Source organism: Klebsiella sp. KPN54798 (assembly GCF_021184225.1).
Lineage (GTDB): Bacteria > Pseudomonadota > Gammaproteobacteria > Enterobacterales > Enterobacteriaceae > Klebsiella > Klebsiella pneumoniae.
The window spans coordinates 4,084,048-4,110,643 of sequence record NZ_CP089234.1 but is presented as its reverse complement, the minus strand read 5'-3'; the positions used below and the strand labels follow the sequence as shown (position 1 = coordinate 4,110,643).

Below are 26,596 nucleotides of genomic sequence, written 5' to 3'. Positions count from 1 at the left end.
AAAATAAACAATGGCAATATGTGCCTTGCCAGCCAGTGATAAAAAAGGGCCGCGGTAGCGGCCCTTTGTTCAGGAGTGAAGATTAATGATGCTCAACCTGATGGCTGTGCTCTATATCTTCCGATTTTTTGCTAAAGCGGCGACGAACCACCACAAAGAACACCGGCACGAAGAAGATCGCCAGGATCGTCGCGGTCACCATCCCGCCCATTACGCCTGTACCGACAGCGTTCTGCGCACCGGAGCCGGCGCCGGAGCTGATAACTAGCGGCATTACCCCGAGGATGAACGCCAGAGATGTCATCAGGATTGGACGTAGACGCATACGTACTGCTTCAAGCGTCGCCTCAATCAGCCCTTTGCCCTCTTTCTCCATCAGGTCTTTGGCGAATTCAACGATCAATATTGCGTTCTTCGCCGACAGGCCGATGGTGGTCAGCAGACCCACCTGGAAGTAAACGTCGTTGGTTAGCCCGCGGAAGGTGGCGGCTAACAGCGCACCGACCACACCCAAGGGGACGACCAGCATAACCGAGAACGGAATCGACCAGCTCTCATACAGCGCCGCCAGACACAGGAAGACGACAATCAGCGAGATGGCATACAGGGCAGGGGCCTGGTTGCCGGACAGTCGCTCCTGATAAGACATCCCGGTCCAGTCGTAGCCGATACCGGAAGGCAGTTTACCCGCCAGCTCTTCCATCAGCGCCATCGCCTCACCGGTACTCTTGCCTGGCGCGGCCTGACCGAGGATTTCCAGTGACGGCAGACCGTTGTAGCGTTCCAGACGCGGCGAACCGTATTCCCAACGCGAGGTCGAGAAAGCAGAGAACGGCACCATCTGACCATCGCTGCCGCGAACATACCACTTGCCGATATCTTCCGGCAGCATACGGTATTTCGCTTCGGACATGATGTACACTTTCTTCACGCGGCCGCGGTCGATAAAGTCGTTGACATAGCTTCCGCCCCAGGCTGCGCCCAGCGTGGTGTTAATGTCGCTGATGGAGACGCCCAGCGCCTGAGCTTTCTCCTGATCGATATCGATTTTAAACTGCGGTGTATCTTCCAGACCGTTAGGGCGCACGCCGGTCAGCACGTCAGGATGCTGCGCCACCATGCCAAACAGTTGGTTACGCGCCTGGGTCAGTTTTTCGTGGCCCAGACCGCCCTGGTCAATCAGCTCGAAGTCAAAGCCGGTCGCGGTACCCAGTTCAACGATAGCCGGCAGGTTAAAGGCGAAGACCATCGCATCTTTAATCTGCGAGAAGTAGCCCATTGCTCTCGCGGTGATCGCTTCAACTTTGTTTTCCTCACCCGGACGCTGGCTCCAGTCTTTCAGCGAAACGAACGCGATACCGGTGTTCTGGCCGCGGCCGGCGAAACCGAAGCCGTTAACCGCAAACACGGATTCCACGTTGTCCTTCTCTTTGGTGAGATAGTAATTCGTCATCTCATCCAGCACTTTCTGCGTACGTTCCTGGGTGGCGCCGGCAGGCAGCTGCGCCATACTCAGGAATACACCCTGGTCCTCGTCCGGCAGGAACGAGCTCGGCAGACGGACGAACAGCCATGCCATACCCACCACGATGATCAGATACAGCACCAGATAACGACCGGTGCTGCGCAGAATGTTGCCTACGCTGTCGGTGTAATGGTGCGTGCTCTTATCAAACATGCGGTTAAACCAGCCGAAGAAGCCGGTGGTCGCGCCATGGCTGCCTTTCTGAATGGGTTTCAGCATCGTGGCGCACAGCGCCGGCGTCAGGATTAACGCCACCAGTACCGACAGCGCCATCGCGGAAACGATAGTGATGGAGAACTGGCGATAGATGGCCCCGGTTGAGCCGCCGAAGAACGCCATCGGGATAAATACCGCCGACAGCACCATAGCGATACCAACCAGCGCGCCCTGAATCTGTCCCATCGATTTACGCGTCGCTTCTTTCGGCGGCAGACCCTCTTCCGCCATCACGCGCTCGACGTTCTCTACCACCACGATGGCGTCATCCACCAACAGGCCGATGGCGAGCACCATCCCGAACATCGTCAGGGTGTTTATCGAGAAGCCAAACGCCGCCAGCACCGCGAAGGTGCCTAACAGGACCACCGGTACCGCGATGGTGGGGATCAGGGTGGCGCGGAAGTTCTGCAGGAACAGATACATGACCAGGAACACCAGGATGATCGCTTCCACCAGCGTTTTAACCACTTCGTGAATAGAAATTTTCACGAACGGGGTGGTGTCATACGGGTAAACGATCTTCATCCCCGACGGGAAAAACGGCTCCATCTTCGCCAGTTCAGCGCGAATAGCGTTGGCGGTATCCAGCGCGTTCGCGCCGGTAGCCAGTTTAATACCCAGACCGGATGCCGGCTGGCCGTTAAACTTCGCCACTACGTCATAGCTTTCGCCGCCCAGCTCAATTTTGGCGACATCACGCAGACGAACCTGGGAACCGTCCTGGTTCACCTTCAACAGGATGTTGCCAAACTCTTCCGTATTGGTCAGACGCGTCTGCGCGATGATCGAGGCGTTAAGCTGCTGGCCTTTCACCGGCGGCGTACCGCCTAACTGGCCCGCGGCCACCTGGGCGTTCTGCGCTTTCAGGGCGCTGATCACATCCACCGGCGTAAGCTGGAAGTTGTTCAGTTTGTTTGGATCCATCCAGATACGCATCGCATACTGGGAACCGAATAGCTGAACGTCGCCGACGCCGCTGGTACGGCTAATCGGATCCTTCATGTTGGCCGCCACGTAGTCCGAAATATCGTCCTGGTTCATGGTGCCGTTGGTGTTAATGACGCCGACAACCATCAGGAAGCTGCTGGACGCTTTCTCAACGCTAATCCCTTGCTGCTGGACTTCTTGCGGCAGCAGAGGCGTCGCCAGCGCCAGCTTGTTCTGAACCTGAACCTGGGCGATATCCGGATCGGTACCGGATTCGAAGGTCAGCGTAATGGTTGCCGTACCGGTGGAGTCGCCATTTGAGGACATGTACATCAGGTGATCGATACCGTTCATATTCTGTTCGATAACCTGAGTTACGGTGTTCTGCACCGTTTCGGCGTCAGCACCGGGGTACATGGCGGTAATGGAAATTGCTGGCGGCGCAATCGTCGGATATTGCGCCACCGGCAATTTGAGGATCGATAATCCCCCAGCCAGCATGATGATAATGGCGATCACCCATGCAAATATGGGGCGATCGATAAAGAAATTAGGCATGTCTTAACGGCTCCTGTTTAAGTTAAGACTTGGTTTGTTCTGATGGCGCGTTGCCTGCGGCTTGCTGTTTATCATCAGAAGCTACTTCCTGCGCTTTTACCTGCACACCTGGTTTGATTTTTTGCAGGCCGGTGACGATAACGCGATCGCCGGATTTCAGACCGTCAGTGACCAGCCATTTATCGCCGATCGCCTGAGAAGCAGTGACCTGGCGGACTTCGACTTTATCGCCTTCCCCCACTACCATGACGCTGGCGTCGCCGCGCGGCGTACGGGTAACACCCTGTTGCGGTACCAGCAGGGCGTCAGGGTTAATCCCTTCTTCCAGACGGGCACGGACGAACATCCCCGGTAGCAGGGTGTGATCCGGGTTCGGGAAAATAGCGCGTAGTGTGATTGAGCCGGTGGTCTGATCGACGGTGACATCCGAGAATTCCAGCGTGCCGGACTGCGGATACTTAAGACCGTCATTAGTCACCAGCTCCACTTTCGCTTTGCCGTTTTCCTGTTTCAGGCGGCCGTCGGCTAGCTCCTGCTTCAGGCGCAGGAAATCATTGCTCGACTGGGTGACGTCAACATAGATCGGATCCAGCTGCTGTACGGTTGCCAGGGCGGTCGTTTGACCATTCTGTACCAGCGCCCCTTCGGTCACGGCGGATTTACCGATCCGGCCGCTGATCGGCGAGGTGACTTTGGTGTAGGCCAGATTGATGCGCGCGGTTTCAACGGCAGCTTTCGCCGCGACCACGGCCGCATTGCTCTGCTGCGCCGTCGCAACGGCGGTATCGTAGTCTTGTTGACTAATATATTTGGTGCCCAACAGTTTCTGATAACGCTTGACCGTCAGTTGATCCATGTTTGCCGCCGCCTGGGCTTTTGCCAGGTCGCCTTTGGCGCTGTCATAGCTGGCCTGATAGGTGGCTGGATCGATCTGATACAGAGAGACGCCGGCCTGGATATCGCTACCTTCCACGAAGTTACGTTTTAAAATAATGCCACTGACCTGAGGACGGACTTCCGCAATGCGATAGGCGCTGGTGCGGCCTGGCAGTTCGGTGGTTATTTGTAGAGGTGCGGATTTGAGCGTCACAATACCGACTTCCGGCATGTGCTGGGCTCCCTGTTGAGCCGGTTTATCGTCACATCCTGTTAGCGCTAAGCTGCCTGAGAGCATCAGAACGACCGCCAGAGGCGTTAACCCTCTGTTTTTGTTCATATGTAAACCTCGAGTGTCCAATTTCAAAATGTTCAGTGGCTCAAACAACCACAAACCCACTACAGTCTTTCTATTATGGTCATGCTATGGTACATACATTCACAAATGTATGTAAACGTAACCTCTGTAAAGTCATTAACCTATGGCACGAAAAACCAAACAACAGGCACGTGAAACCCGGCAACTGATTCTGGATGTTGCTCTGCGTCTGTTTTCGCAGCAAGGCGTATCATCTACCTCGTTGGCAACAATTGCAAAAGCTGCGGGTGTAACGAGGGGGGCTATCTACTGGCATTTCAAGAATAAATCAGATTTATTCAACGAAATTTGGGAGCTGTCAGACGCCAGTATTAGCGATCTCGAAATTGAGTATCGGGCAAAATTCCCCAACGATCCACTCTCAGTTATCAGGGAGATTCTAGTCTATGTTCTTGAAGCGACAGTGACAGAAGAACGTCGACGATTAATGATGGAGATTATCTATCATAAGTGTGAGTTCGTCGGTGAAATGACCGTGGTGCAGCAGGCCCAGCGGCAGCTCTCCCTGGCGAGTTATGAGCGTATCGAGCAGACCTTGAAAGAATGCATCGCGGCGAAGCTGCTGCCCGCCAATTTACTCACCCGGCGGGCGGCCGTGTTAATGCGCAGCTACCTTTCCGGGCTGATGGAAAACTGGCTGTTTGCCCCCGATTCGTTCGACCTGCATGCGGAAGCGCGGGACTACGTCGCTATTCTGCTGGAGATGTATCAATTCTGCCCGACGCTACGCGGCCCGGAGAGCTTGTCAGCTTAAAGGTAGCGCGCGGATGGGCGTGAATTTTTAGCGCCGTCCGCCGCTATTCGCCAGCGCTGAGAAGTGCTATTCTGCGCGCTTGCGACGACCCCCGGTATTCTCCGGCATTTGCATTCATTCATATTAACTATGCTGCACACGATCTCCAGGCAACGCGCCACGTTCATCTTTATTATCACGCTGCTCTGTTTTATTGGCCTTTTCAGCCCAGTCCAGGGCCGCGCCGCGGATCTCCCCGATCGGGCAGAGGTGCAGAGCCAGCTCAATACGTTAAACAAGCAAAAAGAACTGACTCCGCAGGACAAACTGGTCCAGCAGGATCTGACTCAGACGCTGGAAACGCTGGATAAAATCGAGCGTATCAAAAGCGAGACGGCACAGCTGCGACAGCAGGTCGAGCAGGCGCCGGCGAAGCTGCGCCAGGCGGTGGAGAGCCTCAATAACCTGAGCGATGTCCCGAACGACGACGCGACGCGCAAAACGCTAAGTACGCTCTCCCTGCGTCAGCTGGAGTCGCGCGTCACCCAGACGCTGGACGATCTGCAGAATGCGCAAAACGATCTGGCGACCTATAACAGCCAACTGGTTTCCCTGCAAACGCAGCCGGAACGCGTGCAAAATGCGATGTTCAACGCCTCCCAGCAGCTGCAGCAGATCCGCAATCGTCTGAATGGCACCTCGGTGGGCGACGAGACCCTACGCCCGACCCAGCAGGTACTGTTGCAGGCTCAACAGGCATTGCTCAACGCGCAGATCGAGCAACAGCGCAAGAGCCTCGAAGGCAACACTATCCTGCAGGATACCCTGCAGAAGCAGCGTGACTACGTCACCGCCTGGAGCAACCGGCTGGAGCATCAGCTACAGCTGCTGCAGGAGGCCGTGAACAGCAAACGGCTGACCCTGACCGAGAAAACCGCCCAGGAGGCGGTTACCCCCGACGAAACGGCGCGTATTCAGGCCAACCCGCTGGTCAAGCAGGAGCTGGATATTAACCATCAGCTCAGCGAGAAGCTGATCCAGGCAACAGAGAACGGTAACCAGCTGGTGCAGCGCAATATCCAGGTCAAAAACTGGCTCGACCGCGCGCTGCAGTCTGAACGGGATATTAAAGAGCAAATTTCAGTTCTGCGGGGGAGCCTGCTGCTGTCGCGTATTCTTTACCAACAGCAACAGACATTACCGTCGGCGGATGAGCTGCAGGATATGACCAACCGCATCGCCGACCTGCGGCTTGAACAGTTTGAGGTGAACCAGCAGCGCGACGCGCTGTTCCAGAGCGATGCCTTTGTCGCCAAACTGGAGGAGGGGCACAGCAGCGAAGTGAACGATGAAGTCCACGCCGCGCTACTGGAAGTGATCGACATGCGTCGCGAACTGCTTGATCAGTTCAACAAACAGTTGGGCAACCAGCTGATGATGGCCATCAACCTGCAGATCAACCAGCAGCAGCTGATGAGCGTCTCGAGCAGTCTGAAGGAAATTCTGACCCAGCAAATTTTCTGGGTGAACAGCAATAAACCGATGGACTGGGAGTGGATTAAGGCCTTCCCGGAAGCGCTGAAAGGTCAGTTTAAGGCGATGAAAATCACCGTGAACTGGGAAAAAGCGTGGCCTGCGGTGTTTGTCGCTTTCCTGGCCGGTTTACCGCTGCTGTTGATTGCCGGCCTCATCCGCTGGCGTCTGCAGTGGCTCAAGGATTATCAGGCAAAGCTTGCTTCCCAGGTGGGACAGCTGCGCAACGATACCCAACTGCATACGCCGAAGGCGATCCTGATCGATCTGATCCGCGCCTTACCGGTGGTGCTGTTGATTCTGGCTATCGGTCTGATCTTACTCACCATGCAGTTAAATATTAGCGGACTGCTGTGGGCGTACAGTAAAAAGCTGGCTATGTTCTGGCTGGTGTTTGGCCTGTGCTGGAAAGTGCTGGAAAAGAACGGCGTCGCGGTCAACCACTTTAATATGCCGGCGCAGTTGACCAGCCACTGGCGGCGGCAGATTGTTCGCGTCAGCCTGGCGCTGCTGCCGCTGAATTTCTGGTCGGTGATTTCCGAACTGTCGCCGCTGAACCTGATGGACGACGTGCTGGGGCAGTTGGTGATTTTCTTCAACTTACTGCTGATCGCGGTGCTGGTTTGGCCGATGTGCCGGGAAAGCTGGCGCGATAAAGAGTCGCACAGCCTGCGCCTGCTGACGATCACGGTGTTGTCTATCGTTCCGGTGGCCCTGATGGTGCTGACGGCAACCGGCTACTTCTACACGACGCTGCGTCTGGCGGGACGCTGGATCGAGACCGTGTATCTGGTGATGATCTGGAACCTGCTGTACCAGACCGTGCTGCGCGGCCTGAGCGTGGCGGCGCGGCGTATCGCCTGGCGCCGCGCGCTGGCGCGCCGTCAACATCTGGTGAAGGAAGGGGCGGAAGGCGCCGAGCCGCAGGAAGAGCCAACTATCGCTCTCGAGCAGGTCAACCAGCAGACGCTGCGCATCACCATGTTGGTGATGGTCGCGCTGTTCGCGGTGATGTTCTGGGCGATTTGGTCTGATTTGATCACCGTTTTCGCCTACCTCGACAGCATTACCCTCTGGCACTACAACGGCACCGAGGCGGGGGCCAGCGTGGTGCGCAGCGTGACGATGGGCAGTTTGTTGTTCGCCATTGTGGCGTCAATGGTCGCCTGGGCGCTGATCCGCAACCTGCCGGGTTTGCTGGAGGTGCTGGTGCTGTCGCGGCTCAACATGCGTCAGGGGACCTCCTACGCCATCACCACCATTCTCAACTATGCGATTATCGCTATCGGGGCGATGACGGTATTCGGGGCGCTGGGTGTCTCCTGGGATAAACTGCAATGGCTGGCGGCCGCGCTGTCGGTTGGTTTAGGTTTTGGTCTGCAGGAGATCTTCGGTAACTTTGTCTCCGGCCTAATCATTCTGTTCGAACGTCCGGTGCGCATTGGGGATACGGTCACTATCGGAACCTTCTCGGGGACGGTAAGCAAAATCCGTATTCGCGCCACCACCATCACCGATTTCGATCGCAAAGAGGTGATTATCCCGAACAAGGCGTTCGTTACCGAGCGCTTGATCAACTGGTCGCTCTCCGACACCGTGACCCGGGTGGTGATCCGCCTCGGCGTCGCCTATGGCTCAGACCTGGATAAGGTGAAAGAGGTGCTGCTGAAGGCCGCGCACGATCATCCGAAAGTGATGCAGGAGCCGGCGCCAGCGGTTTTCTTCACCACCTTCGGGGCCAGTACCCTGGATCATGAACTGCGTCTGTATGTTCGAGAACTGCGCGATCGCAGCTACACGGTAGATGAGCTCAACCGCGCCATCGACCGCCTGTGCCGGGAGAATGACATCAACATTGCCTTTAACCAGCTGGAAGTTCATCTGCGCAATGAAAAAGGCGATGAAGTCACCGAAGTGAAACGGGACGGGAAAGGCGACGATCTGGCGCCCACCACCGCGTCCTGAGCGAAGAGGGGCGGCGCAAAGCCGCCCCTGCTGTATCAGGGCGCCAGCGCGGCGAGTTCTTCATCGCTCAGCCCGGTGAGCTCCTGCACGGTTTGACGTTCGAGGCCGCGCGCCAGCATTCTGGCGGCGATGCTGCGGGTAGCGGCTTCTCGACCTTCCTGCTCACCCTCTTGCTGTCCCTGTTTACGGCCTTTCTCTTCCAGCCATTCGGCAATGGTCATCATCAGCTCCTTATGCCTGGGCGACTGCGCCGCCAGCGTGCGGATCAGCGCCCCCGGATGTTCCGTGGTTCCCGCCTGCAACATATAGCGCAGCAGCGTATTCAGCTGCGCTTCTGTCAGATAGCCTTGCGTCATCAGCGCAATCAGCGGCACCTGCAGCTCGGCCAGATCGCGATGGCGGATATGCTTTTGCAGCAGCTCCAGCATGGCCATCCGCCGATGACGGGCGATCTGATTATCTGGCATTACGGTGAGGTCCACCAGCGGAAAATCATTGCTATAGAGCGCCTTCGCCAGCGCCGGATCGTCGAATAGCTGTTGCCAGTTGCGGGCCCAGGGCCAGGGGCTCACTTTGCCGTGATAAAACAGAATCGGCACCACCAGCGGCAGCGTGTCGTGGCCGGCGTCCAGATGACGCTGCATGGCAGCCAGCGCATAGCGCAGCAGGCGAAACGCCATCAGCTTGTCCGGGGTACTCTGGTGCTCAATCAGCGCGTACACATAGCCCGGTCCATGACGCGTGCGCAGTGAGTAAAGGATATCGGAATAGCTGGCGCGCAGGTCCTCTTCAACAAAGCTACCGGAGACCAGCTGCAGCGAATCCAGTTCGCAGATCGCCAGAAACGGCGCGGGGAGGTACAACTGCAAAAAATCCTTCGCGACCGCCTGATGCATGAGCATCTGGCGAAACACCGCGTCGTGTGGGGTTTGACTGACTTTTTCCATCAATATTGTCTCCAGTGGCGTCATGCGCAGAGGACCAGACTGCCAGCACACTGCCGGAGACAACATCCTACTTCTCTGGGTTTTGCGACCCGCTTTCCGCGTTTTTTAACTTGTTTGCATAATCCCGCCGGACAATTTCCAGCGCGCTCAGCACGGTTTGCGCCGGGATCTGATGCGATTCCAGCAACATGATTAAATCGACGGCCAGTTTGACCTCATCGGATGCATTTTCCAGCGACATCGGGCTCTCCTGTTAGCGCGTCAGCCGCGCCAGTACGTTTTCAATCTTGTCCAGCGCCTGTCGGCAGCGCGCCAACCGGCCGCTGTAGGCTTCAACTTCTTTCCCCAGCCGCTGCTGCTCGTCAAGGCTGGTCGCCTGCGCCAGCTGACGCTGGCGTTGGTCGCGCATCGCCAGCAGGCGGCGCTCATACTCCTGATGCTGCAGGCGACGGCGCTGCCAGCGGCTCAACGTTGGCGACGCGTGGTCCCAACTGCGCAAGGACCAGGTGGCGGTTTCACGGCGCAGCGCGGCGATTTGTGCCGCCAGACGCTCGGCAATCCAGACCACCTGCGGCAGCTGCTGGCGCTCGACGGCCTGGCGGAGCTGGTTAAAGTTGTGTTGGGCTTCCGCCAGATAGGCCTGCATCAGCGTGCTGCGGGTGTGGAAGAGCTGACGGTCAAAGCGCGGGCTGAGGGTCGCGTGCTCCGCCAGCGGCGCCACCAGCGCGGCCAGCTCGCTGAGCTGATCGTTCAGCGTTTGTAAAAGTTGAGCTGTTTTCACCACACCTCTCCATTCCCTTCCAGCCAACTGTGCTACAGTAGCCTCATCTGTTTGATAACGATTCGCATTATGCCACCTGTTATTTTAACCATTATCGGCTGGCTGGCGGTAGCGCTGGGTACGCTGGGCGTCTTCTTACCGTTGCTGCCGACGACGCCGTTTATTCTGCTCGCCGCCTGGTGCTTTGCCCGCTCATCGCCGCGCTTTCACCAGTGGCTGCTGTATCGCTCCTGGTTTGGCGGCTATCTTCGCCACTGGCAACAGTACCGCGCCATGCCTCGCGGCGCCAAACCGCGCGCCATTGCGATGATCGTAGTGACTTTTGCTATTTCGCTATGGCTGGTTAAGCTTACGTGGGTGCGCATCATGCTGTTGGTCATTCTGGCCTGTCTGCTGATCTTTATGTGGCGCATTCCGGTGGTTGACGCAAAGCAACAAAAGCACTGATGCGCAATAATGCCTGTTGCAATTGTTGCCGACAGCCAGTAAATTCTGGCGTTTTCGAGCGCGGGCAAGCCTGGTCAAAGGTTAAACAAATGTTTCTTTGGCCCCTTTTGCACGCCCGTGGGTAATACCGTTTCAATCAGGCATACACTTATGACCGCAACTGCACAGCAGCTTGAATATCTGAAGAACAGCATCCAGAGTATCGAGGATTATCCAAAACCTGGCATTCTTTTCCGCGATGTCACCAGCTTACTGGAAGACCCGAAGGCCTACGCGCTTAGCATTGAACTGCTGACCGAGCGCTACAAAAACGCGGGTATTACCAAAGTGGTAGGGACTGAGGCGCGTGGCTTCCTGTTCGGCGCACCGGTTGCGCTGGCGCTGGGCGTGGGCTTTGTTCCGGTACGCAAGCCGCGTAAGTTGCCGCGTGAAACCATTGCCGAGACCTATGAGCTGGAGTATGGCACCGATCAGCTGGAGATCCACGTTGACGCCATTAAACCGGGCGATAAAGTGCTGGTGGTTGACGATCTGCTGGCGACCGGCGGCACTATCGACGCCACGGTCAAACTGATCCGCCGCCTCGGCGGCGAAGTGCACGATGCCGCTTTCATTATCAATCTCTTCGATCTGGGCGGCGAACAGCGCCTGGAGAAGCTGGGGATCCACTGCTACAGTCTGGTGCCGTTCCCGGGCCACTAAGCAAATCCCTCCACATAGCCTCGCCGATCGGGCGGGGCTGTGATAGCATGACCCCTTCGTGATTTCACCTTCCAGCGTTTCAGAGCCAGCCCATGAGTTATCAGGTCTTAGCCCGTAAATGGCGCCCACAAACCTTTGCTGACGTCGTCGGCCAGGAACATGTGCTGACCGCACTGGCGAACGGCTTGTCGTTAGGGCGCATTCATCACGCTTATCTTTTTTCCGGTACCCGCGGGGTCGGGAAGACCTCCATCGCCCGTCTGCTGGCGAAAGGGTTAAACTGTGAAACCGGCATCACCGCCACCCCCTGCGGCGTGTGCGATAACTGCCGGGAAATTGAACAGGGGCGCTTTGTCGATCTGATTGAGATTGACGCCGCCTCGCGAACCAAAGTCGAAGATACCCGCGATCTGCTGGACAACGTCCAGTACGCGCCGGCCCGCGGCCGCTTTAAGGTCTATCTCATCGACGAAGTCCATATGCTGTCGCGTCACAGCTTCAACGCGTTGTTAAAAACGCTGGAGGAGCCGCCGGCGCACGTCAAATTCCTGCTGGCGACGACGGATCCGCAGAAGCTGCCGGTAACGATCTTATCCCGCTGCCTGCAGTTCCACCTGAAGGCGCTGGACGTTGAACAGATCCGCCATCAGCTGGAGCATATTCTTGGCGAAGAGCAGATTGCCTTTGAGCCCCGCGCGCTGCAGCTGTTGTCGCGGGCGGCCGATGGCAGCCTGCGCGATGCCTTAAGCCTGACCGATCAGGCGATTGCCAGTGGGGAAGGGCAGCTGACGGCCGCATCGGTGAGCACCATGCTCGGCACCCTTGATGACGATCAGGCGCTGTCGCTGATTGAAGCGCTGGTTGCTGCCGACGGCGAGCGGGTCATGGCGGGCGTCAATGACGCCGCCGCACGCGGCGTCGAGTGGGAGGCGCTGCTGGTCGAGATGCAGAGCCTGCTGCACCGCATCGCCATGGTTCAGCTGTCGCCTTCGGCGCTGGGCGCCGACATGGCCGCGGTCGAAGTGCGGATGCGCGAACTGGCGCGAACCGTACCGCCCGGCGATGTTCAGCTCTACTACCAAACGCTGCTGATTGGCCGCAAAGAGCTGCCTTACGCCCCGGACCGGCGGATGGGCGTCGAAATGACGCTGCTGCGTGCCCTGGCGTTTCATCCGCGTAAGCCGCTGCCGGAGCCGGAGGTGCAGCCGGCACAGGCCGCCGCGCCCGCGCCGCGTCAGCCGGTTGCCCCCGCCGCGCCGCCGCCACAGTCGCCGCAGAGTTTGCCGCCGACCACCAGCCAGGTGCTGGCGGCCCGCAGCCACCTGCAGCGCAGTCAGGGAGCAACCACCCCAAAAAAGAGTGAACCGGCAGCCGCTACCCGCGCGCGGCCGGTGAATAACGCTGCGCTGGAGCGACTGAGTTCGATTACCGAGCGCGTCCAGGCTCGTCCGGCCGCGGCCGCGCTGGAGCAGGCCCCGGCGAAGAAAGAGGCCTATCGCTGGAAGGCGACGACGGTGGTGGAAGAGAGCAAAGTCGAAGTCGCCACGCCCAAAGCGCTGAAAAAGGCGCTGGAGCATGAGAAGACGCCGGAGCTGGCGGCCAAGCTCGCCGAAGAAGCGGTCGAGCGCGACAGCTGGGCGGCGGAAGTGAGCCAGCTGGCGGTACCGAAGCTGGTCGAGCAGGTGGCGCTCAACGCGTGGAAAGAGCAGGAGGGCAGCCGCGTCTGTCTGCATCTGCGTCCCAGCCAGCGCCACCTCAATTCCGCCAGCGCGCAGCAAAAGCTGGCTGAAGCGCTGGGGGTGTTGTACGGTACGCCGGTTGAATTGACCATCGTGGAAGACGATAATCCCGCGATGCGTACGCCGCTGGAGTGGCGGCAGGCTATTTATGAAGAGAAGCTCGCGCAGGCGCGCGAAGCCATTATCGCGGATAATAACATTCAGACCCTGCGTCGTTTCTTCGACGCCGATCTGGATGAAGAGAGTATTCGCCCCATTTGAATGCCAGTCTGACTGGCATTCAGTACCTTTAACGATGACTGACTGAGAGAGAAGCCTATGTTTGGTGGAAAAGGCGGCCTGGGTAACCTGATGAAGCAGGCCCAGCAGATGCAAGAGAAAATGCAGAAGATGCAGGAAGAGATCGCTCAGCTGGAAGTAACCGGCGAATCCGGCGCGGGTCTGGTGAAAGTGACCATTAACGGCGCGCACAACTGCCGCCGTGTGGAGATCGACCCAAGCCTGCTGGAAGACGACAAAGAGATGCTCGAAGACCTGGTGGCTGCCGCGTTCAACGACGCCGCGCGCCGTATCGAAGAGACCCAGAAAGAGAAGATGGCTTCCGTTTCTGCCGGTATGCAACTGCCGCCAGGCTTCAAGATGCCGTTCTGATGCAAACCAGCCCGCTGTTAACTCAGCTTATGGAAGCGCTGCGCTGTCTGCCGGGCGTCGGCCCGAAGTCAGCGCAGCGCATGGCGTTTACCCTGCTGCAGCGCGATCGCAGCGGCGGGATGCGCCTGGCGCAGGCGCTGACGCGTGCGATGTCGGAGATCGGCCACTGCGCCGATTGCCGCACCTTCACCGAGCAGGAGGTGTGCAATATCTGCAGCAACCCGCGTCGCCAGGAAAACGGCCAGATCTGCGTGGTAGAGAGTCCGGCGGACATCTATGCCATTGAGCAGACCGGGCAGTATTCCGGCCGCTACTTCGTGCTGATGGGGCACCTGTCGCCGCTCGACGGCATCGGGCCTGATGACATCGGGCTCGATCGCCTGGAGCAACGGCTGGAGGCGGAGTCGATCACCGAGGTGATCCTCGCCACCAACCCGACCGTTGAGGGCGAGGCGACGGCCAACTACATCGCAGAGCTGTGCGCGCAGTATGGCGTCGACGCCAGCCGAATCGCCCACGGCGTGCCGGTGGGCGGCGAGCTGGAGATGGTCGACGGCACCACGCTGTCCCACTCCCTGGCCGGTCGCCACAAGATTACTTTCTGAACAAATGGAGGCGGCCTTTGCCGCCTCCGCTTGAAAAATTTCCCCGCTGTCCCCATCTCCCACTCAACGGTTTTTTACCCATTTAAAATGGCATTGTTGAGGTTGAATCAGATGAAAGGACAAGAAACTCGTGGTTTTCAGTCAGAAGTAAAGCAGCTTCTGCACCTGATGATCCATTCCCTCTATTCCAACAAAGAAATCTTTCTGCGTGAGCTGATTTCCAACGCCTCTGATGCGGCCGATAAGCTGCGTTTCCGCGCGCTGTCGCAGCCGGATTTGTATGAGGGAGACGGCGAGCTGCGCGTGCGGGTTTCGTTTGATAAAGACAACCGCACCCTGACCATCGCCGATAACGGTATCGGTATGAACCGGGAAGAGGTTATCGACCATCTCGGCACCATCGCCAAATCCGGCACCAAAGCGTTCCTCGAATCGATGGGTTCCGACCAGGCGAAGGATAGCCAGCTGATCGGTCAGTTCGGCGTCGGCTTCTATTCGGCCTTCATCGTGGCGGACAAAGTGACCGTGCGTACCCGTGCGGCGGGCGACAAGCCGGAAAACGGCGTGTTCTGGGAGTCCGCCGGCGAAGGCGAATATACCGTAGCTGATATCACCAAAGCCGATCGCGGCACCGAAATCACCCTGCATCTGCGCGAAGGCGAAGATGATTTCCTCAACGACTGGCGCGTGCGCTCTATCATCAGCAAGTATTCCGACCATATCGCGCTGCCGGTTGAGATTGAAAAACGGGAAGAGAAAGACGGCGAAACCGTGATTTCGTGGGAAAAAATCAACAAGGCGCAGGCCCTGTGGACCCGCAGCAAATCCGAAGTTAACGACGACGAATACAAAGAGTTTTATAAGCATATCGCTCACGACTACAGCGACCCGCTGACCTGGAGCCACAACCGCGTGGAAGGTAAGCAGGAGTACACCAGCCTGCTGTATATCCCGTCGCAGGCGCCGTGGGATATGTGGAACCGCGATCATAAACACGGCCTGAAGCTGTACGTCCAGCGTGTGTTCATCATGGACGACGCCGAGCAGTTTATGCCGAACTATCTGCGCTTCGTGCGCGGCCTGATCGATTCCAACGATCTGCCGCTGAACGTCTCCCGTGAAATCCTGCAGGACAGCAGCGTGACCCGCAACCTGCGCACCGCGCTGACCAAACGCGCGCTGCAGATGCTGGATAAGCTGGCGAAAGACGACGCTGAAAAATACCAAACCTTCTGGAAACAGTTCGGCCTGGTGCTGAAAGAGGGCCCGGCGGAAGATCCGAGCAACCAGGAAGCGATCGCCAAACTGCTGCGTTTCGCAACCACCCATACCGACTCCTCCGCGCAGACCGTATCGCTGGAAGAGTATGTCTCACGCATGAAAGAAGGTCAGGAGAAGATCTACTACATCACAGCCGACAGCTATGCGGCGGCGAAGAGCAGCCCGCACCTCGAGTTGCTGCGTAAGAAAGGGATCGAAGTGCTGCTGCTCTCCGATCGCATCGACGAGTGGATGATGAGCTACCTGACCGAGTTCGACGGCAAAGCGTTCCAGTCTGTCGCTAAAGCCGACGAGTCGCTGGACAAGCTGGCGGATGAAGTAGACGAGTCCACCAAAGAAGCCGAAAAAGCGCTGGAGCCGTTCGTTGAGCGGGTGAAAAACCTGCTTGGCGACCGGGTGAAAGAGGTACGTCTGACCCATCGTCTGACCGACACCCCGGCGATTGTCACCACCGACGCCGACGAGATGAGCACTCAGATGGCGAAGCTGTTCGCGGCAGCGGGCCAGGCGGCGCCGGAAGTGAAATACATCTTCGAACTGAACCCGGCGCATCAGCTGGTGAAACGCGCAGCTGATACCCAGGATGACGCCCAGTTCGGCGAATGGGTGGAACTGCTGCTGGATCAGGCGCTGCTGGCCGAGCGCGGCACGCTGGAAGATCCGAACCAGTTTATCCGTCGTATGAACCAGCTGCTGGCTTCCTGACACGAAGCTGAACGAGTAGCCCGGCCGAGCGACGCGACGCCGGAAACGGAATAAATGCCCCGTCTGAGCAATTTGCTCAGGCGGGGCATTTCACATTGGATTGCATAAAATATCTCACCATTAACCGTTTCAGCCGCACCGCCTTCCTTGAGCCATCGCCGTTCTGGTGGTATGGTTTAGCGTTTTTGAAAAATTGAATCGACTTTTGAGGGGATTTTCGTAATGCGTATTATTCTGCTTGGCGCTCCGGGCGCGGGTAAAGGAACTCAGGCTCAGTTCATCATGGAGAAATACGGTATTCCGCAAATCTCCACCGGCGATATGCTGCGCGCGGCGGTAAAATCCGGCTCTGAGCTCGGTAAGCAAGCGAAAGACATTATGGACGCAGGCAAGCTGGTGACCGATGAGCTGGTCATCGCGCTGGTGAAAGAGCGTATCGCCCAGGAAGATTGCCGTAACGGCTTCCTGCTGGACGGCTTCCCGCGGACCATTCCGCAGGCTGACGCCATGAAAGAGGCGGGCATTACCGTTGATTACGTGCTGGAATTCGACGTGCCGGACGAACTGATCGTTGACCGCATCGTTGGCCGTCGCGTCCACGCGGCATCCGGTCGCGTATACCACATCAAATTCAATCCGCCGAAGGTGGAAGGCAAAGACGACGTGACCGGCGAAGAGCTGACCACCCGTAAAGACGATCAGGAAGAGACCGTGCGTAAGCGTCTGGTAGAATACCATCAGATGACAGCGCCGCTGATCGGCTACTACACCAAAGAAGCGCAGGCGGGCAACACCAAATACGCCAAAGTCGATGGCACCAAAGCGGTAGCTGACGTGCGCGCCGAACTGGAAAAAATCCTCGGCTGATAAAGCCTTTTCTCATCCTGCTGCGGCAGGATGAGAACTCCTCTCATTTCTACCTTTTGCTATGATTGGTTCCGTTTAGCGCCATTTCAGCTACAATTGGCTGCGATTCAAATGGTTAAGAGGCGGTAATGCATCAGACGAAAACAGGTATCTTGCTGGCCAATTTAGGCACTCCCGATGCGCCCACCCCCGGGGCGGTGAAGCGCTATCTGCGACAATTCCTCAGCGACAAACGGGTGGTGGATACGTCTCGTCTGCTATGGTGGCCGCTGCTGCGCGGCGTCATACTGCCGATTCGCTCCCCGCGTGTGGCGAAGCTCTATCAGTCCGTGTGGATGGAAGAGGGATCGCCGCTGATGGTGTATAGTCGTCGCCAGCAGCAGGCGCTGGCTGCCAGGCTGCCGGATACCCCGGTGGCGCTGGGCATGAGCTATGGTTCACCGTCACTGGCCAGCGCGGTGGATGACTTACTGGCGCAGGGGGTGGAGCACATCGTGGTGCTGCCGCTGTATCCGCAATATTCCTGCTCGACGGTGGCCGCCGTCTGGGACGAACTGGCGCGGATTCTGGCGAAAAAGCGCGCCATTCCGGGTATCTCGTTTATTCGCGACTATGCCGAACATCCGGACTATATCCATGCGCTGGCGGCCAGCGTGCGCGCTTCCTTCGCTGTCCATGGGGAACCGGATCTGCTGCTGCTCTCCTATCATGGGATCCCGCAGCGCTATGCCAACCAGGGCGATGATTATCCTCAGCGCTGTCGCGATACGACGCGGGAACTGGTTTCCGCGCTGGGGCTGCCGCCGGAGCGGGTGATGATGACTTTCCAGTCGCGCTTTGGCCGGGAACCCTGGCTGACGCCGTACACCGATGAAACGCTAAAGATGCTCGGCGAGAAAGGGACGAAGCATGTTCAGGTGCTGTGCCCGGGGTTTGCCGCCGACTGTCTCGAAACGCTGGAAGAAATCGCCGTCCAGAACCGGGAAATATTCCTCGAAGCGGGCGGCAAGCAATATGAATATATTCCGGCGCTTAATGCGGACGCAGCGCATATTGAGATGATGGTCAATCTGACGGCGCCTTATCGCTGATCGCGCGCAGGGCGGGGAATATGCTACTATTTCCCGCTTGTTCCCTGTTATTTAAGCGCCACTATGAAATTTCCCGGTAAACGCAAATCTAAACACTATTTTCCCGTTAACGCCCGCGATCCGCTGCTGCAGCAAATTCAGCCGGAGAATGAATCCAGCGTCTCCTGGGTGGTCGGTATCGACCAGACGCTGGTGGATATCGAAGCGAAAGTGGATGAGGCGTTTATCGTGCGCTACGGCCTGAGCGCGGGCCATTCGCTGGTGATTGAAGATGACGTCGCCGAGGCGCTGTACCAGGAGCTGGTGCGCAACAATCTCATTACCCATCAGTTTGCCGGCGGCACCATCGGCAATACCATGCACAACTACTCGGTGCTGGCGGACGATCGCTCGGTGCTGCTTGGCGTGATGTGCAGCAATATCGAAATCGGCGGCTATGCCTATCGTTACCTGTGCAATACCTCCAGCCGCACCGATCTGAACTATCTGCAGGGCGTCGACGGCGCCATTGGCCGCTGCTTTACCCTGATCGGTGACAGCGGCGAGCGCACCTTCGCCATCAGCCCGGGCCACATGAACAAGCTGCGTCCGGAAAGCATTCCGGAAGCGGTGATCGCCGGCGCCTCGGCGCTGGTGCTGACCTCTTACCTGGTCCGCTGCAAGCCGGGCGAGCCGATGCCGGACGCCACGATGAAGGCTATTGAGTATGCCAAAAAGCACGATGTGCCGGTGGTGTTAACCCTCGGAACCAAATACGTGATTGCCGATAACCCGGCGTGGTGGCAGGAGTTCCTGCAGGAGCATGTCTCTATTCTGGCAATGAACGAAGAGGAAGGGGAAGCGCTGACCGGCTTTGCCGATCCGCTGTCAGCGGCGAATAAGGCGCTGGACTGGGTCGACCTGGTGCTGTGCACCGCCGGCCCGGCGGGCCTGTATATGGCAGGCTTCACTGAAGAAGAGGCGAAGCGTAAAACCCAGCATCCGCTGCTGCCGGGGGCGATCCCGGAGTTTAACCAGTTTGAATTCAGCCGCGCGATGCGTCACCAGGATTGCGTTAATCCGCTGCGCATATATTCCCATATCGCTCCCTATATGGGCGGCCCCGAGAAGATCATGAACACCAACGGCGCAGGCGACGGCGCGCTGGCGGCGCTGCTGCATGACATCACCGCCAATAACTACCACCGCAATAACGTACCCAACTCCAGCAAGCACAAATGCAAATGGCTGACCTACTCCTCGCTGGCGCAGGTGTGTAAATATGCCAACCGCGTGAGCTATCAGGTGCTGAACCAGCACTCGCCGCGTTTAACCCGCGGCCTGCCGGAGCGTGAGGACAGCCTGGAAGAGGCGTACTGGGATCGGTAAGCGCGTCCCTCTCCCGGCGGGGAGAGGGCAGTACATCAGCCGGTGACCACTTCGCCGGCCGGTGGCGTTTCCAGAAGCCGCAGCATGGCGCGGGCAATTTCCCGTTCGCCCATCACCACCTGATTGGCTCCGCGATCGATAATGTAGTCCACTTCGTCATCATAATGGGCGCGGGCGATAATCTCGATATTCGGACATTTTTCCCGTGCGGAAGCGACAATCTCTCCGGCCTCGTAGCCGTTAGGGATTGTCAGCAGCAGCCAGCGGGCGCAATCGAGATGCGCCAGCTCCATGATCTCTTCATTGGCGGCATTGCCGAGCACCGCGCTGATCCCGCGCTCGCGTAGCTCATCCACGCGGGTGCGCGAGGTTTCAACCACCACCAGCGGGATCCCCTGGGCCATCAGCTTCTCGCCCAGCAGGCTGCCGACGCGGCCGAAGCCGACCAACAGCGCGTGGTTGCAGATATCGACCGGCACCTGCTTCTCGTCTTCCAGGACCTCTTCCAGCGTCTGCTCGTCGAGGGTTTCGGTTTTATCGAGATATTTTTCCAGCAGGGTAAACAGCACCGGGTTGAGCATAATTGAGATGATCGCCCCGGCCAGCACCAGATTTTGTCCGGCCTGCGGCAGCAGGTTAAGCGCCATTCCCAGGCCGGCGAGAATAAAGGCAAACTCGCCAATCTGCGCCAGGCTGGCGGCGATGGTCAGCGCGGTGCGCGGCGAGTGACCAAACATCCGCACAAGGAAAAAGGCGGCTGCGGATTTACCAAAGATAATAATCGCCAGCGTCGCCAGCACCGCCAGCGGCTGTTGGACCAGCACCATCGGGTCAAACAGCATGCCGACGGAGACGAAGAACAGCACCGCGAAGGCGTCGCGCAGCGGCAGGGTGTCATGGGCGGCGCGGTGGCTGAGCTCGGATTCGTTAAGCACCATGCCGGCAAAGAAGGCGCCGAGGGCAAAAGAGACATCAAACAGCTCCACGGCGCCGAAGGCGATGCCCAGCGCCAGGGCCAGCACCGACAGAGTGAACAGCTCGCGTGAGCCGGTGGCGGCGCTGCGCGACATGATCCACGGCACCAGCCGGCGGCCGACCAGCATCATAATGGCGATAAAGGCCACCACTTTGCCAATGGTGATCCCGAGGTCGAGGGCCAGGGACGCGAAGCCGACGTTGCCTTTCTCCGCCATACCGGCAATCGCCGGCAGCAGGACCAGCGTCAGGACCATCACCAGGTCTTCCACAATCAGCCAGCCGATGGCGATTTGCCCGCGCTGGCTGTCAATCAGTTGTCGTTCCTCCAGCGCGCGCAGCAGCACTACGGTACTGGCGGTGGAGAGGCACAGGCCAAAGACGATGCCGGTCATCAGCGACCAGCCGAGGGCGGCGGAGAGCGCCATACCCAGCAGCGTCGCCACGGCTATCTGGGCGATAGCCCCGGGGATGGCGATCGATTTTACCGCCATCAGGTCTTTAAGTGAGAAATGCAGCCCGACGCCGAACATCAGCAGAATGACGCCAAGTTCCGCAAGTTCCGGAGCCAGTTTGGTGTCAGCAACAAAGCCAGGGGTGAAAGGTCCGGCCAGCACGCCCGCTAAGAGATATCCCACCAGAGGAGAAATACGTAGCTTATTGGCAATCATGCCGAGAATAAAGGCGAGCACGAGGCCGCCGACAATGGTGGTGATAAGCGGTGTTGCGTGGTGCATTCCGTCTCCTTTCCAGTGGTGTATCGGTCCATTTTGCTACCCTGTCCGGGTAATAGTTTATGACAAAAACGTTCACTTTGTTTATGAATAATTCTTGAGTTGTGCAAAAAAATGCAATTAGCCGATGAAAAGGCACAGAAGGGAAAATGGCGGGGGGAAATCGTGGAACAGGCTGATGACACAAGGGTTAACGGCGGCCAGGGTTGCACTTTGGCCGCCGAATAATCAGGCTTTTTGCCGGTTATCAGGAAGGAATATCGTCAGGAATCCCAGCAGCGGCAGGAAGGCGCAGATTTTATAAACCAGATCGATGCTGGTATGGTCCGCCAGCAGGCCTAACACCGCGGCGCCAAGGCCGCCCATGCCAAAGGCGAAGCCGAAAAACAGGCCAGAAACCATGCCGATGCGTCCCGGCAGCAGTTCCTGCGCATAGACCAGAATAGCGGAAAAGGCCGAGGCGAGGATAAAACCAATGATCACCGTCAAAATACCCGTCCATTCAAGGCTGGCGTAGGGTAAAACGAGGGTGAAAGGCGCTACGCCGAGGATAGAGCCCCAAATCACATACTTACGCCCAATTTTGTCGCCAACAGGCCCGCCAATCACCGTCCCGGCAGCCACTGCGAACAGGAAGGCAAACAGATGAAGCTGGGCGTTTTGCACCGTTAAGCCGAATTTATGCATCAGATAAAAGGTGTAATAGCTGCTGATGCTCGCCATATAGAAATATTTCGAGAAAATCAGCATCAGCAGAATGCCTACCGCCAGAATGACCTTCTTGCGCGGCAGCGGATTAACGATGGCCGGTTTCGGTTTGCCCTTATTCATTCGATGCTGCGCGGCATACCAGCGGCTGATTTGCGACAGCACGACAATAGCCAGCAGAGCGGCCAGCACAAACCAGGCGACGTTGCCTTTGCCGTACGGGGCGATGATCACCGCCGCCAGCAATGGGCCAAGCGAGCTGCCGAAATTGCCGCCCACCTGGAACAGCGACTGGGCCAGGCCGTGACGGCCGCCGGAGGCCATCCGCGCCACGCGGGATGATTCCGGATGGAAAACCGAGGAGCCGGTACCTACCAGCGCGGCGGCCAGCAGCACCATGCCGAAGCTACCGGCCAGCGCGAGGAGAATCAAACCGCAGAGGGTGAAGCACATGCCCACCGGCAGCGACCACGGCATCGAGCGTTTATCGGTGATGTAGCCAATCACCGGCTGGAATAGCGATGAGGTGAGCTGGAAGGTCAGGGTGATCATGCCGATCTGCACGAAGGTAAGGGAGAACTCCGCCTGCAGCAGCGGGTAGATAGCGAGAATAAGCGACTGGATCATATCGTTAAGCAAATGGGACAGGCTGATCGCGCCTAAGATGCCAAACGAGGTGCGTGCTTTTTGCGGCGGCGCAGCGGGGCCGGACAAGGGTTGAGCGGTCTGATTGATTGCCATAGGTTCACGTCACTTTTTTATATAGCTTTCGTCTTTTGTCCGCCATGGCGACTGCCCTGATTTTCCCGGCTACTGCATGGGAAATATGACGAACGGGCTGACGCAATGCCATACAACGCGAAGGCGTATAGAGGATGCAGGTAGAATTATTATCCGACTAACATACCTGTTGATAAGGTTTGAAGGAAGTCGCAATTCTGAAAACATATTTGTCAACGCGACTAACTCGCTATACTTTCGGCACTTGGGATTAAGTCAGGGAGTGAAGCATGCATTATTTCAAACACAGCGTAGCGCTGGCGCTATTCGCCGCTTTATCGCTGGGCAGCTTGTCGGCACAGGCCTATGAGCAGGATAAAACCTATAAAATTACCATCCTGCACACCAACGATCACCACGGCCATTTCTGGCGCAATGACTACGGCGAATATGGCCTGGCGGCGCAGAAAACGCTGGTCGATGGCATCCGGAAAGAGGTGGCGGCGGAAGGGGGAAGCGTCCTGCTGTTATCCGGCGGCGATATTAATACCGGCGTACCGGAGTCTGATTTACAGGATGCAGAGCCCGATTTTCGCGGCATGAACCTGATCGGCTACGACGCGATGGCGGTGGGAAACCATGAATTCGATAATCCGCTGAGCGTACTGCGCCAGCAGGAAAAGTGGGCTAAGTTCCCGTTCCTGTCGGCCAATATTTATCAGAAAAGCACCGGCGAACGGCTGTTCAAACCCTGGGCGTTGTTTAAGCGCGGTGGGCTGAAAATCGCGGTGATTGGCTTAACCACCGACGATACGGCCAAGATTGGCAATCCGGAATATTTCACCGATATTGAATTCCGCAAACCGGCGGAAGAGGCGAAGCTGGTTATCCAGGAGCTGCAGCAGAATGAAAAGCCGGACGTGATCCTGGCCACCACCCATATGGGCCATTACGACAATGGCAACCACGGCTCTAATGCGCCGGGCGATGTTGAAATGGCGCGGAGTTTACCTGCGGGATCGCTGGCGATGATCGTCGGCGGTCACTCGCAGGATCCGGTATGCATGGCGGCGGAAAATAAAAAGCAGGTCGATTATGTGCCAGGCACCCCGTGCGCTCCGGATCGTCAGAACGGCATCTGGATCGTCCAGGCGCATGAGTGGGGCAAATACGTCGGCCGCGCCGATTTTGAGTTCCGCAACGGCGAGATGAAGCTGGTGCACTATCAGCTGATCCCGGTCAACCTGAAGAAAAAAGTGACTTACGATAACGGCCAAAGCGAGCGGGTGCTGTATACGCCGCAGATCGCCGAGAACCCGCAGATGATGTCGCTGCTGACGCCGTTCCAGAACAAAGGCAAGGCGCAGCTGCAGGTCAAAATCGGCAGCGTGAATGGTCATCTGGAGGGCGACCGCAGTAAAGTGCGCTTTGTGCAGACCAATATGGGCCACCTGCTGCTGGCGGCGCAAATGGCGCGCAGCAACGCGGATTTCGCGGTGATGAGCGGCGGCGGGATCCGCGACTCCATTGAGGCGGGGATATCACCTACAAAGATGTGATGAAGGTCCAGCCGTTCGGCAATGTGCTGACCTATGTCGATATGAACGGCAAGGAGGTAGTGGATTACCTGACCGCCGTCGCGCAGATGAAGCCGGATTCCGGCGCTTATCCGCAGTTTGCCAACGTCAGTTTCGTGGCCAAAGACGGTAAGCTGAACGATCTGAAAATCAAAGGCGAACCGGTGGATCCGGCGAAGACCTATCGGATGGCGACGCTGAGCTTTAACGCCACCGGCGGCGATGGCTATCCGAACATCGCCGATAAACCCGGGTATGTGAATACCGGCTTTATCGATGCCGAAGTGCTGAAAGAGTATATCGAGAAGAACTCGCCGCTGGATGCCGCCGCCTATGAGCCGAAAGGCGAGGTGAGCTGGCAGTAAGCCTGGGCTTCAGGTTGGCTATTTCCCCGGTGGCGCTACGCTTACCGGGGCTACAAGTTGGGTATCCCGGATAAGGCGCGTGCGCCGCTATCCGGGATCGTTTTATCAATCGCGGCGGGCGATATCGGCGAACTTCGCATCGAGAAGCTGCGCCAGATCGCTGGCCGCCAGCTCAATATCCAGCCCGCGTTTGCCGCCGGAAATATAGATGGTGGCAAATTCCTGCGCCGGGGCGTCAATCACCGTCGGCAGGCGCTTCTTCTGCCCCAGCGGACTGATGCCGCCCACCAGATAGCCGGTGATACGCTGCGCCACCATCGGGTCGGCCATGTCGACTTTCTTAGCGCCCAGCGCTTTCGCCACTTTCTTCAAATCCAGCTGCCCGGCGACCGGAGTGACGGCCACCGCCAGATGCTTCATATCGCCGTTCACGGCGACCAGCAAGGTCTTGTAAACCTGGTCGGCATTGAGGCCGAGCTTGCGCACCACTTCATCTCCGAAGTTGGTCTCATTGGGATCGTGATCGTAACTGTGGATCTGAAAGGAAATTTTGTTTTTTTCGAGTAATTTAACGGCGGGAGTCATAGCTATCCTTCTTACCAACCGGTTTTGCGTGACGTCAGAATACGCCCGCAGGTTGTCTAAAAAATAGTACCATCTTGCGCAATAGTGTTGGCAGTGATGGTCACTTTGAGCGACAATCAGACGATCCGGGATGCAAATCCCGGGATAATAATAATGATGAAATTCCTCTTTGACGGGCCAATAGCAATATTGGCCATTTTTTTTATGTCAGCATATCCGGCAGATTCCCTTCGCCATACAGGTGCAGCGCGCCGACGGCAACCACGTAGCGCCCCGGCGGCAAGGCCAGCAGCGTCTCGCGCCAGGCGAGGTTGCGCTGGTGCATCAGCACATCATATAAAGACTGGCTAAAGGTCGTCGGCAGCGATACCGCGCCGCGCGACGGCGGTTGCTCCAGCCACCAGCCGATCATGACCTGCAGTAAACGGGCGTTGGTGCGCCAGTGGGTCAGCGTATCCTCCAGCAGCGCCATCCCCCCGTCGGGCAGATCGCGCAGCAGCGCGATTTGGCTGTCGGCGCCTTCCAGCTCCATCACCGCTATGTTGCTCTCGCGGGCGGCCATCAGCAACTGATAATCGATGCCGTAATCCGGTCGCAGCCCCAGCTTCTGCGCCTGGGTGGCCTGCAGGACCATCGCCACCTGCCACAGCGGCTGGCTGTCGAACAGCCCGACCGACAGGCCCAGCTCGCCGGCTCGCGCCTCTAGCTCGCTCAGCTGCGCATCGCTCAGGCGTTCCGCCAGCGGTGGGTAAGTGGGGAGATTGCTAAACGGGGTTTCATTGCCGCTGATATCGGCCTCGACGATTAACGCATCGGCCTGGCGTATTTTTTTCAGAAGCTTCGCCGGCGGCGGCGCCATGTCGCGGGTGCCCATATGGATACTGCCGACGAGGTGCAAATAGCGTTCGCCGGGCAGGACGATATCCATCGCAGGCCAGGAATAAGACGAGCCGGCGGCGGCTCGCCACAGCATTTTTATCCGGTTTAACAGGCCCATACGCGCTCCGAAGTGTGAGGACTTCATGCTAGCGCA

At 57.9% G+C, this 26,596-nt stretch carries 20 protein-coding genes, 1 pseudogene and 1 other annotated feature; of the genes and pseudogenes, 12 read left to right on the top strand and 9 right to left on the bottom strand.

Annotated features, from left to right (window positions below; genetic code table 11):
* Positions 1-82: 82 nt before the first annotated feature.
* Complete coding sequence (gene acrB, locus LPQ25_RS19760; protein ID WP_002892069.1) at positions 83-3,229, bottom strand: multidrug efflux RND transporter permease subunit AcrB; 3,147 nt, start codon at positions 3,227-3,229, stop codon at positions 83-85.
* Positions 3,230-3,251: 22 nt separating this feature from the next.
* Positions 3,252-4,445 (bottom strand): multidrug efflux RND transporter periplasmic adaptor subunit AcrA, encoded by a 1,194-nt coding sequence (acrA, locus tag LPQ25_RS19755; RefSeq protein ID WP_004177236.1) that lies wholly within the window; start codon positions 4,443-4,445, stop codon positions 3,252-3,254.
* Positions 4,446-4,587: 142 nt separating this feature from the next.
* Here acrA and acrR point away from each other — a divergent pair, with 142 nt between their 5' ends.
* Positions 4,588-5,238 carry a multidrug efflux transporter transcriptional repressor AcrR gene (gene acrR / locus LPQ25_RS19750; RefSeq protein WP_002892080.1) on the top strand — a complete coding sequence of 217 codons (651 nt, stop codon included), beginning with the start codon at positions 4,588-4,590 and terminating at the stop codon, positions 5,236-5,238.
* 129 nt (positions 5,239-5,367) lie between these two features.
* Positions 5,368-8,715, top strand: a complete 3,348-nt coding sequence (mscK, locus tag LPQ25_RS19745) for a mechanosensitive channel MscK (RefSeq protein ID WP_004177234.1) — start codon at positions 5,368-5,370, stop codon at positions 8,713-8,715.
* A 35-nt stretch (positions 8,716-8,750) separates the two neighbouring features.
* On the opposite strand, the gene LPQ25_RS19740 is transcribed toward mscK, so the two are convergent.
* From LPQ25_RS19740 to priC, 3 genes are all read right to left on the bottom strand, one after another.
* A complete protein-coding gene (locus tag LPQ25_RS19740; protein ID WP_012737518.1) occupies positions 8,751-9,662 on the bottom strand; it encodes an Rpn family recombination-promoting nuclease/putative transposase in 912 nt (303 codons plus the stop codon).
* 67 nt (positions 9,663-9,729) lie between these two features.
* A complete protein-coding gene (rsmS, locus tag LPQ25_RS19735; RefSeq protein WP_002892136.1) occupies positions 9,730-9,903 on the bottom strand; it encodes a pleiotropic regulatory protein RsmS in 174 nt (57 codons plus the stop codon).
* A gap of 12 nt (positions 9,904-9,915) precedes the next feature.
* Positions 9,916-10,443: a primosomal replication protein N'' gene (gene priC, locus LPQ25_RS19730; protein ID WP_002892142.1), complete on the bottom strand. Its 528-nt coding sequence runs from the start codon at positions 10,441-10,443 to the stop codon at positions 9,916-9,918.
* Positions 10,444-10,512: 69 nt separating this feature from the next.
* Between priC and LPQ25_RS19725 the strand changes: the two genes are divergently transcribed.
* The 9 genes from LPQ25_RS19725 to LPQ25_RS19685 all read left to right on the top strand — a co-directional run bounded on the left by LPQ25_RS19725 (position 10,513) and on the right by LPQ25_RS19685 (position 19,899).
* Positions 10,513-10,890: a DUF454 family protein gene (locus tag LPQ25_RS19725; protein WP_002892144.1), complete on the top strand. Its 378-nt coding sequence runs from the start codon at positions 10,513-10,515 to the stop codon at positions 10,888-10,890.
* A 150-nt stretch (positions 10,891-11,040) separates the two neighbouring features.
* Positions 11,041-11,592: an adenine phosphoribosyltransferase gene (gene apt / locus LPQ25_RS19720; RefSeq protein ID WP_014907969.1), complete on the top strand. Its 552-nt coding sequence runs from the start codon at positions 11,041-11,043 to the stop codon at positions 11,590-11,592.
* A gap of 92 nt (positions 11,593-11,684) precedes the next feature.
* Positions 11,685-13,592 (top strand): DNA polymerase III subunit gamma/tau, encoded by a 1,908-nt coding sequence (dnaX, locus tag LPQ25_RS19715; RefSeq protein ID WP_012737520.1) that lies wholly within the window; start codon positions 11,685-11,687, stop codon positions 13,590-13,592.
* Positions 12,925-12,989: a sequence feature (DnaX frameshifting element), on the top strand. It overlaps the preceding gene by 65 nt.
* A gap of 57 nt (positions 13,593-13,649) precedes the next feature.
* The gene (locus tag LPQ25_RS19710) at positions 13,650-13,982 is read left to right on the top strand and encodes a YbaB/EbfC family nucleoid-associated protein (RefSeq protein ID WP_002892173.1); all 333 of its coding nucleotides are present in this window, start codon (positions 13,650-13,652) and stop codon (positions 13,980-13,982) included.
* Complete coding sequence (gene recR, locus LPQ25_RS19705) at positions 13,982-14,587, top strand: recombination mediator RecR (protein WP_002892177.1); 606 nt, start codon at positions 13,982-13,984, stop codon at positions 14,585-14,587. Before LPQ25_RS19710 ends, recR begins: the two co-directional genes overlap by 1 nt.
* Before the next feature lie 111 nt (positions 14,588-14,698).
* Positions 14,699-16,573, top strand: coding sequence for a molecular chaperone HtpG (gene htpG / locus LPQ25_RS19700; RefSeq protein WP_004177228.1), 1,875 nt, complete (start codon positions 14,699-14,701; stop codon positions 16,571-16,573).
* A 222-nt stretch (positions 16,574-16,795) separates the two neighbouring features.
* Positions 16,796-17,440 carry an adenylate kinase gene (gene adk / locus LPQ25_RS19695; RefSeq protein ID WP_002892184.1) on the top strand — a complete coding sequence of 215 codons (645 nt, stop codon included), beginning with the start codon at positions 16,796-16,798 and terminating at the stop codon, positions 17,438-17,440.
* Positions 17,441-17,568: 128 nt separating this feature from the next.
* Positions 17,569-18,531, top strand: coding sequence for a ferrochelatase (gene hemH, locus LPQ25_RS19690; protein WP_012737521.1), 963 nt, complete (start codon positions 17,569-17,571; stop codon positions 18,529-18,531).
* A gap of 63 nt (positions 18,532-18,594) precedes the next feature.
* Positions 18,595-19,899, top strand: a complete 1,305-nt coding sequence (locus tag LPQ25_RS19685; protein ID WP_002892192.1) for an inosine/guanosine kinase — start codon at positions 18,595-18,597, stop codon at positions 19,897-19,899.
* A gap of 35 nt (positions 19,900-19,934) precedes the next feature.
* Here the strand turns inward: LPQ25_RS19685 and ybaL are convergent, their stop codons facing one another.
* Positions 19,935-21,611, bottom strand: a complete 1,677-nt coding sequence (gene ybaL, locus LPQ25_RS19680) for a YbaL family putative K(+) efflux transporter (RefSeq protein ID WP_002892195.1) — start codon at positions 21,609-21,611, stop codon at positions 19,935-19,937.
* Between the two features lie 225 nt (positions 21,612-21,836).
* The gene (locus LPQ25_RS19675; RefSeq protein WP_004147385.1) at positions 21,837-23,057 is read right to left on the bottom strand and encodes an MFS transporter; all 1,221 of its coding nucleotides are present in this window, start codon (positions 23,055-23,057) and stop codon (positions 21,837-21,839) included.
* A gap of 269 nt (positions 23,058-23,326) precedes the next feature.
* Between LPQ25_RS19675 and ushA the strand changes: the two are divergent.
* Positions 23,327-24,978, top strand: a pseudogene (ushA, locus tag LPQ25_RS19670) (bifunctional UDP-sugar hydrolase/5'-nucleotidase UshA).
* A gap of 105 nt (positions 24,979-25,083) precedes the next feature.
* Here the strand turns inward: ushA and ybaK are convergent.
* Both ybaK and LPQ25_RS19660 read right to left on the bottom strand, forming a co-directional pair.
* Positions 25,084-25,563 (bottom strand): Cys-tRNA(Pro)/Cys-tRNA(Cys) deacylase YbaK, encoded by a 480-nt coding sequence (ybaK, locus tag LPQ25_RS19665; protein ID WP_002892205.1) that lies wholly within the window; start codon positions 25,561-25,563, stop codon positions 25,084-25,086.
* A 202-nt stretch (positions 25,564-25,765) separates the two neighbouring features.
* A complete protein-coding gene (locus LPQ25_RS19660; RefSeq protein ID WP_012737522.1) occupies positions 25,766-26,560 on the bottom strand; it encodes a TraB/GumN family protein in 795 nt (264 codons plus the stop codon).
* Between the last annotated feature and the right edge of the window lie 36 nt (positions 26,561-26,596).

Coding starts and splice junctions, on each gene's coding strand:
- acrB (WP_002892069.1), bottom strand. CDS start 3,229: ATGCCTAATTTCTTTATCGATCGCCCCATATTTGCATGGGTGATCGCC.
- acrA (WP_004177236.1), bottom strand. CDS start 4,445: ATGAACAAAAACAGAGGGTTAACGCCTCTGGCGGTCGTTCTGATGCTC.
- acrR (WP_002892080.1), top strand. CDS start 4,588: ATGGCACGAAAAACCAAACAACAGGCACGTGAAACCCGGCAACTGATT.
- mscK (WP_004177234.1), top strand. CDS start 5,368: ATGCTGCACACGATCTCCAGGCAACGCGCCACGTTCATCTTTATTATC.
- LPQ25_RS19740 (WP_012737518.1), bottom strand. CDS start 9,662: ATGGAAAAAGTCAGTCAAACCCCACACGACGCGGTGTTTCGCCAGATG.
- rsmS (WP_002892136.1), bottom strand. CDS start 9,903: ATGTCGCTGGAAAATGCATCCGATGAGGTCAAACTGGCCGTCGATTTA.
- LPQ25_RS19725 (WP_002892144.1), top strand. CDS start 10,513: ATGCCACCTGTTATTTTAACCATTATCGGCTGGCTGGCGGTAGCGCTG.
- apt (WP_014907969.1), top strand. CDS start 11,041: ATGACCGCAACTGCACAGCAGCTTGAATATCTGAAGAACAGCATCCAG.
- dnaX (WP_012737520.1), top strand. CDS start 11,685: ATGAGTTATCAGGTCTTAGCCCGTAAATGGCGCCCACAAACCTTTGCT.
- LPQ25_RS19710 (WP_002892173.1), top strand. CDS start 13,650: ATGTTTGGTGGAAAAGGCGGCCTGGGTAACCTGATGAAGCAGGCCCAG.
- recR (WP_002892177.1), top strand. CDS start 13,982: ATGCAAACCAGCCCGCTGTTAACTCAGCTTATGGAAGCGCTGCGCTGT.
- htpG (WP_004177228.1), top strand. CDS start 14,699: ATGAAAGGACAAGAAACTCGTGGTTTTCAGTCAGAAGTAAAGCAGCTT.
- adk (WP_002892184.1), top strand. CDS start 16,796: ATGCGTATTATTCTGCTTGGCGCTCCGGGCGCGGGTAAAGGAACTCAG.
- hemH (WP_012737521.1), top strand. CDS start 17,569: ATGCATCAGACGAAAACAGGTATCTTGCTGGCCAATTTAGGCACTCCC.
- LPQ25_RS19685 (WP_002892192.1), top strand. CDS start 18,595: ATGAAATTTCCCGGTAAACGCAAATCTAAACACTATTTTCCCGTTAAC.
- ybaL (WP_002892195.1), bottom strand. CDS start 21,611: ATGCACCACGCAACACCGCTTATCACCACCATTGTCGGCGGCCTCGTG.
- LPQ25_RS19675 (WP_004147385.1), bottom strand. CDS start 23,057: ATGGCAATCAATCAGACCGCTCAACCCTTGTCCGGCCCCGCTGCGCCG.
- ybaK (WP_002892205.1), bottom strand. CDS start 25,563: ATGACTCCCGCCGTTAAATTACTCGAAAAAAACAAAATTTCCTTTCAG.
- LPQ25_RS19660 (WP_012737522.1), bottom strand. CDS start 26,560: ATGGGCCTGTTAAACCGGATAAAAATGCTGTGGCGAGCCGCCGCCGGC.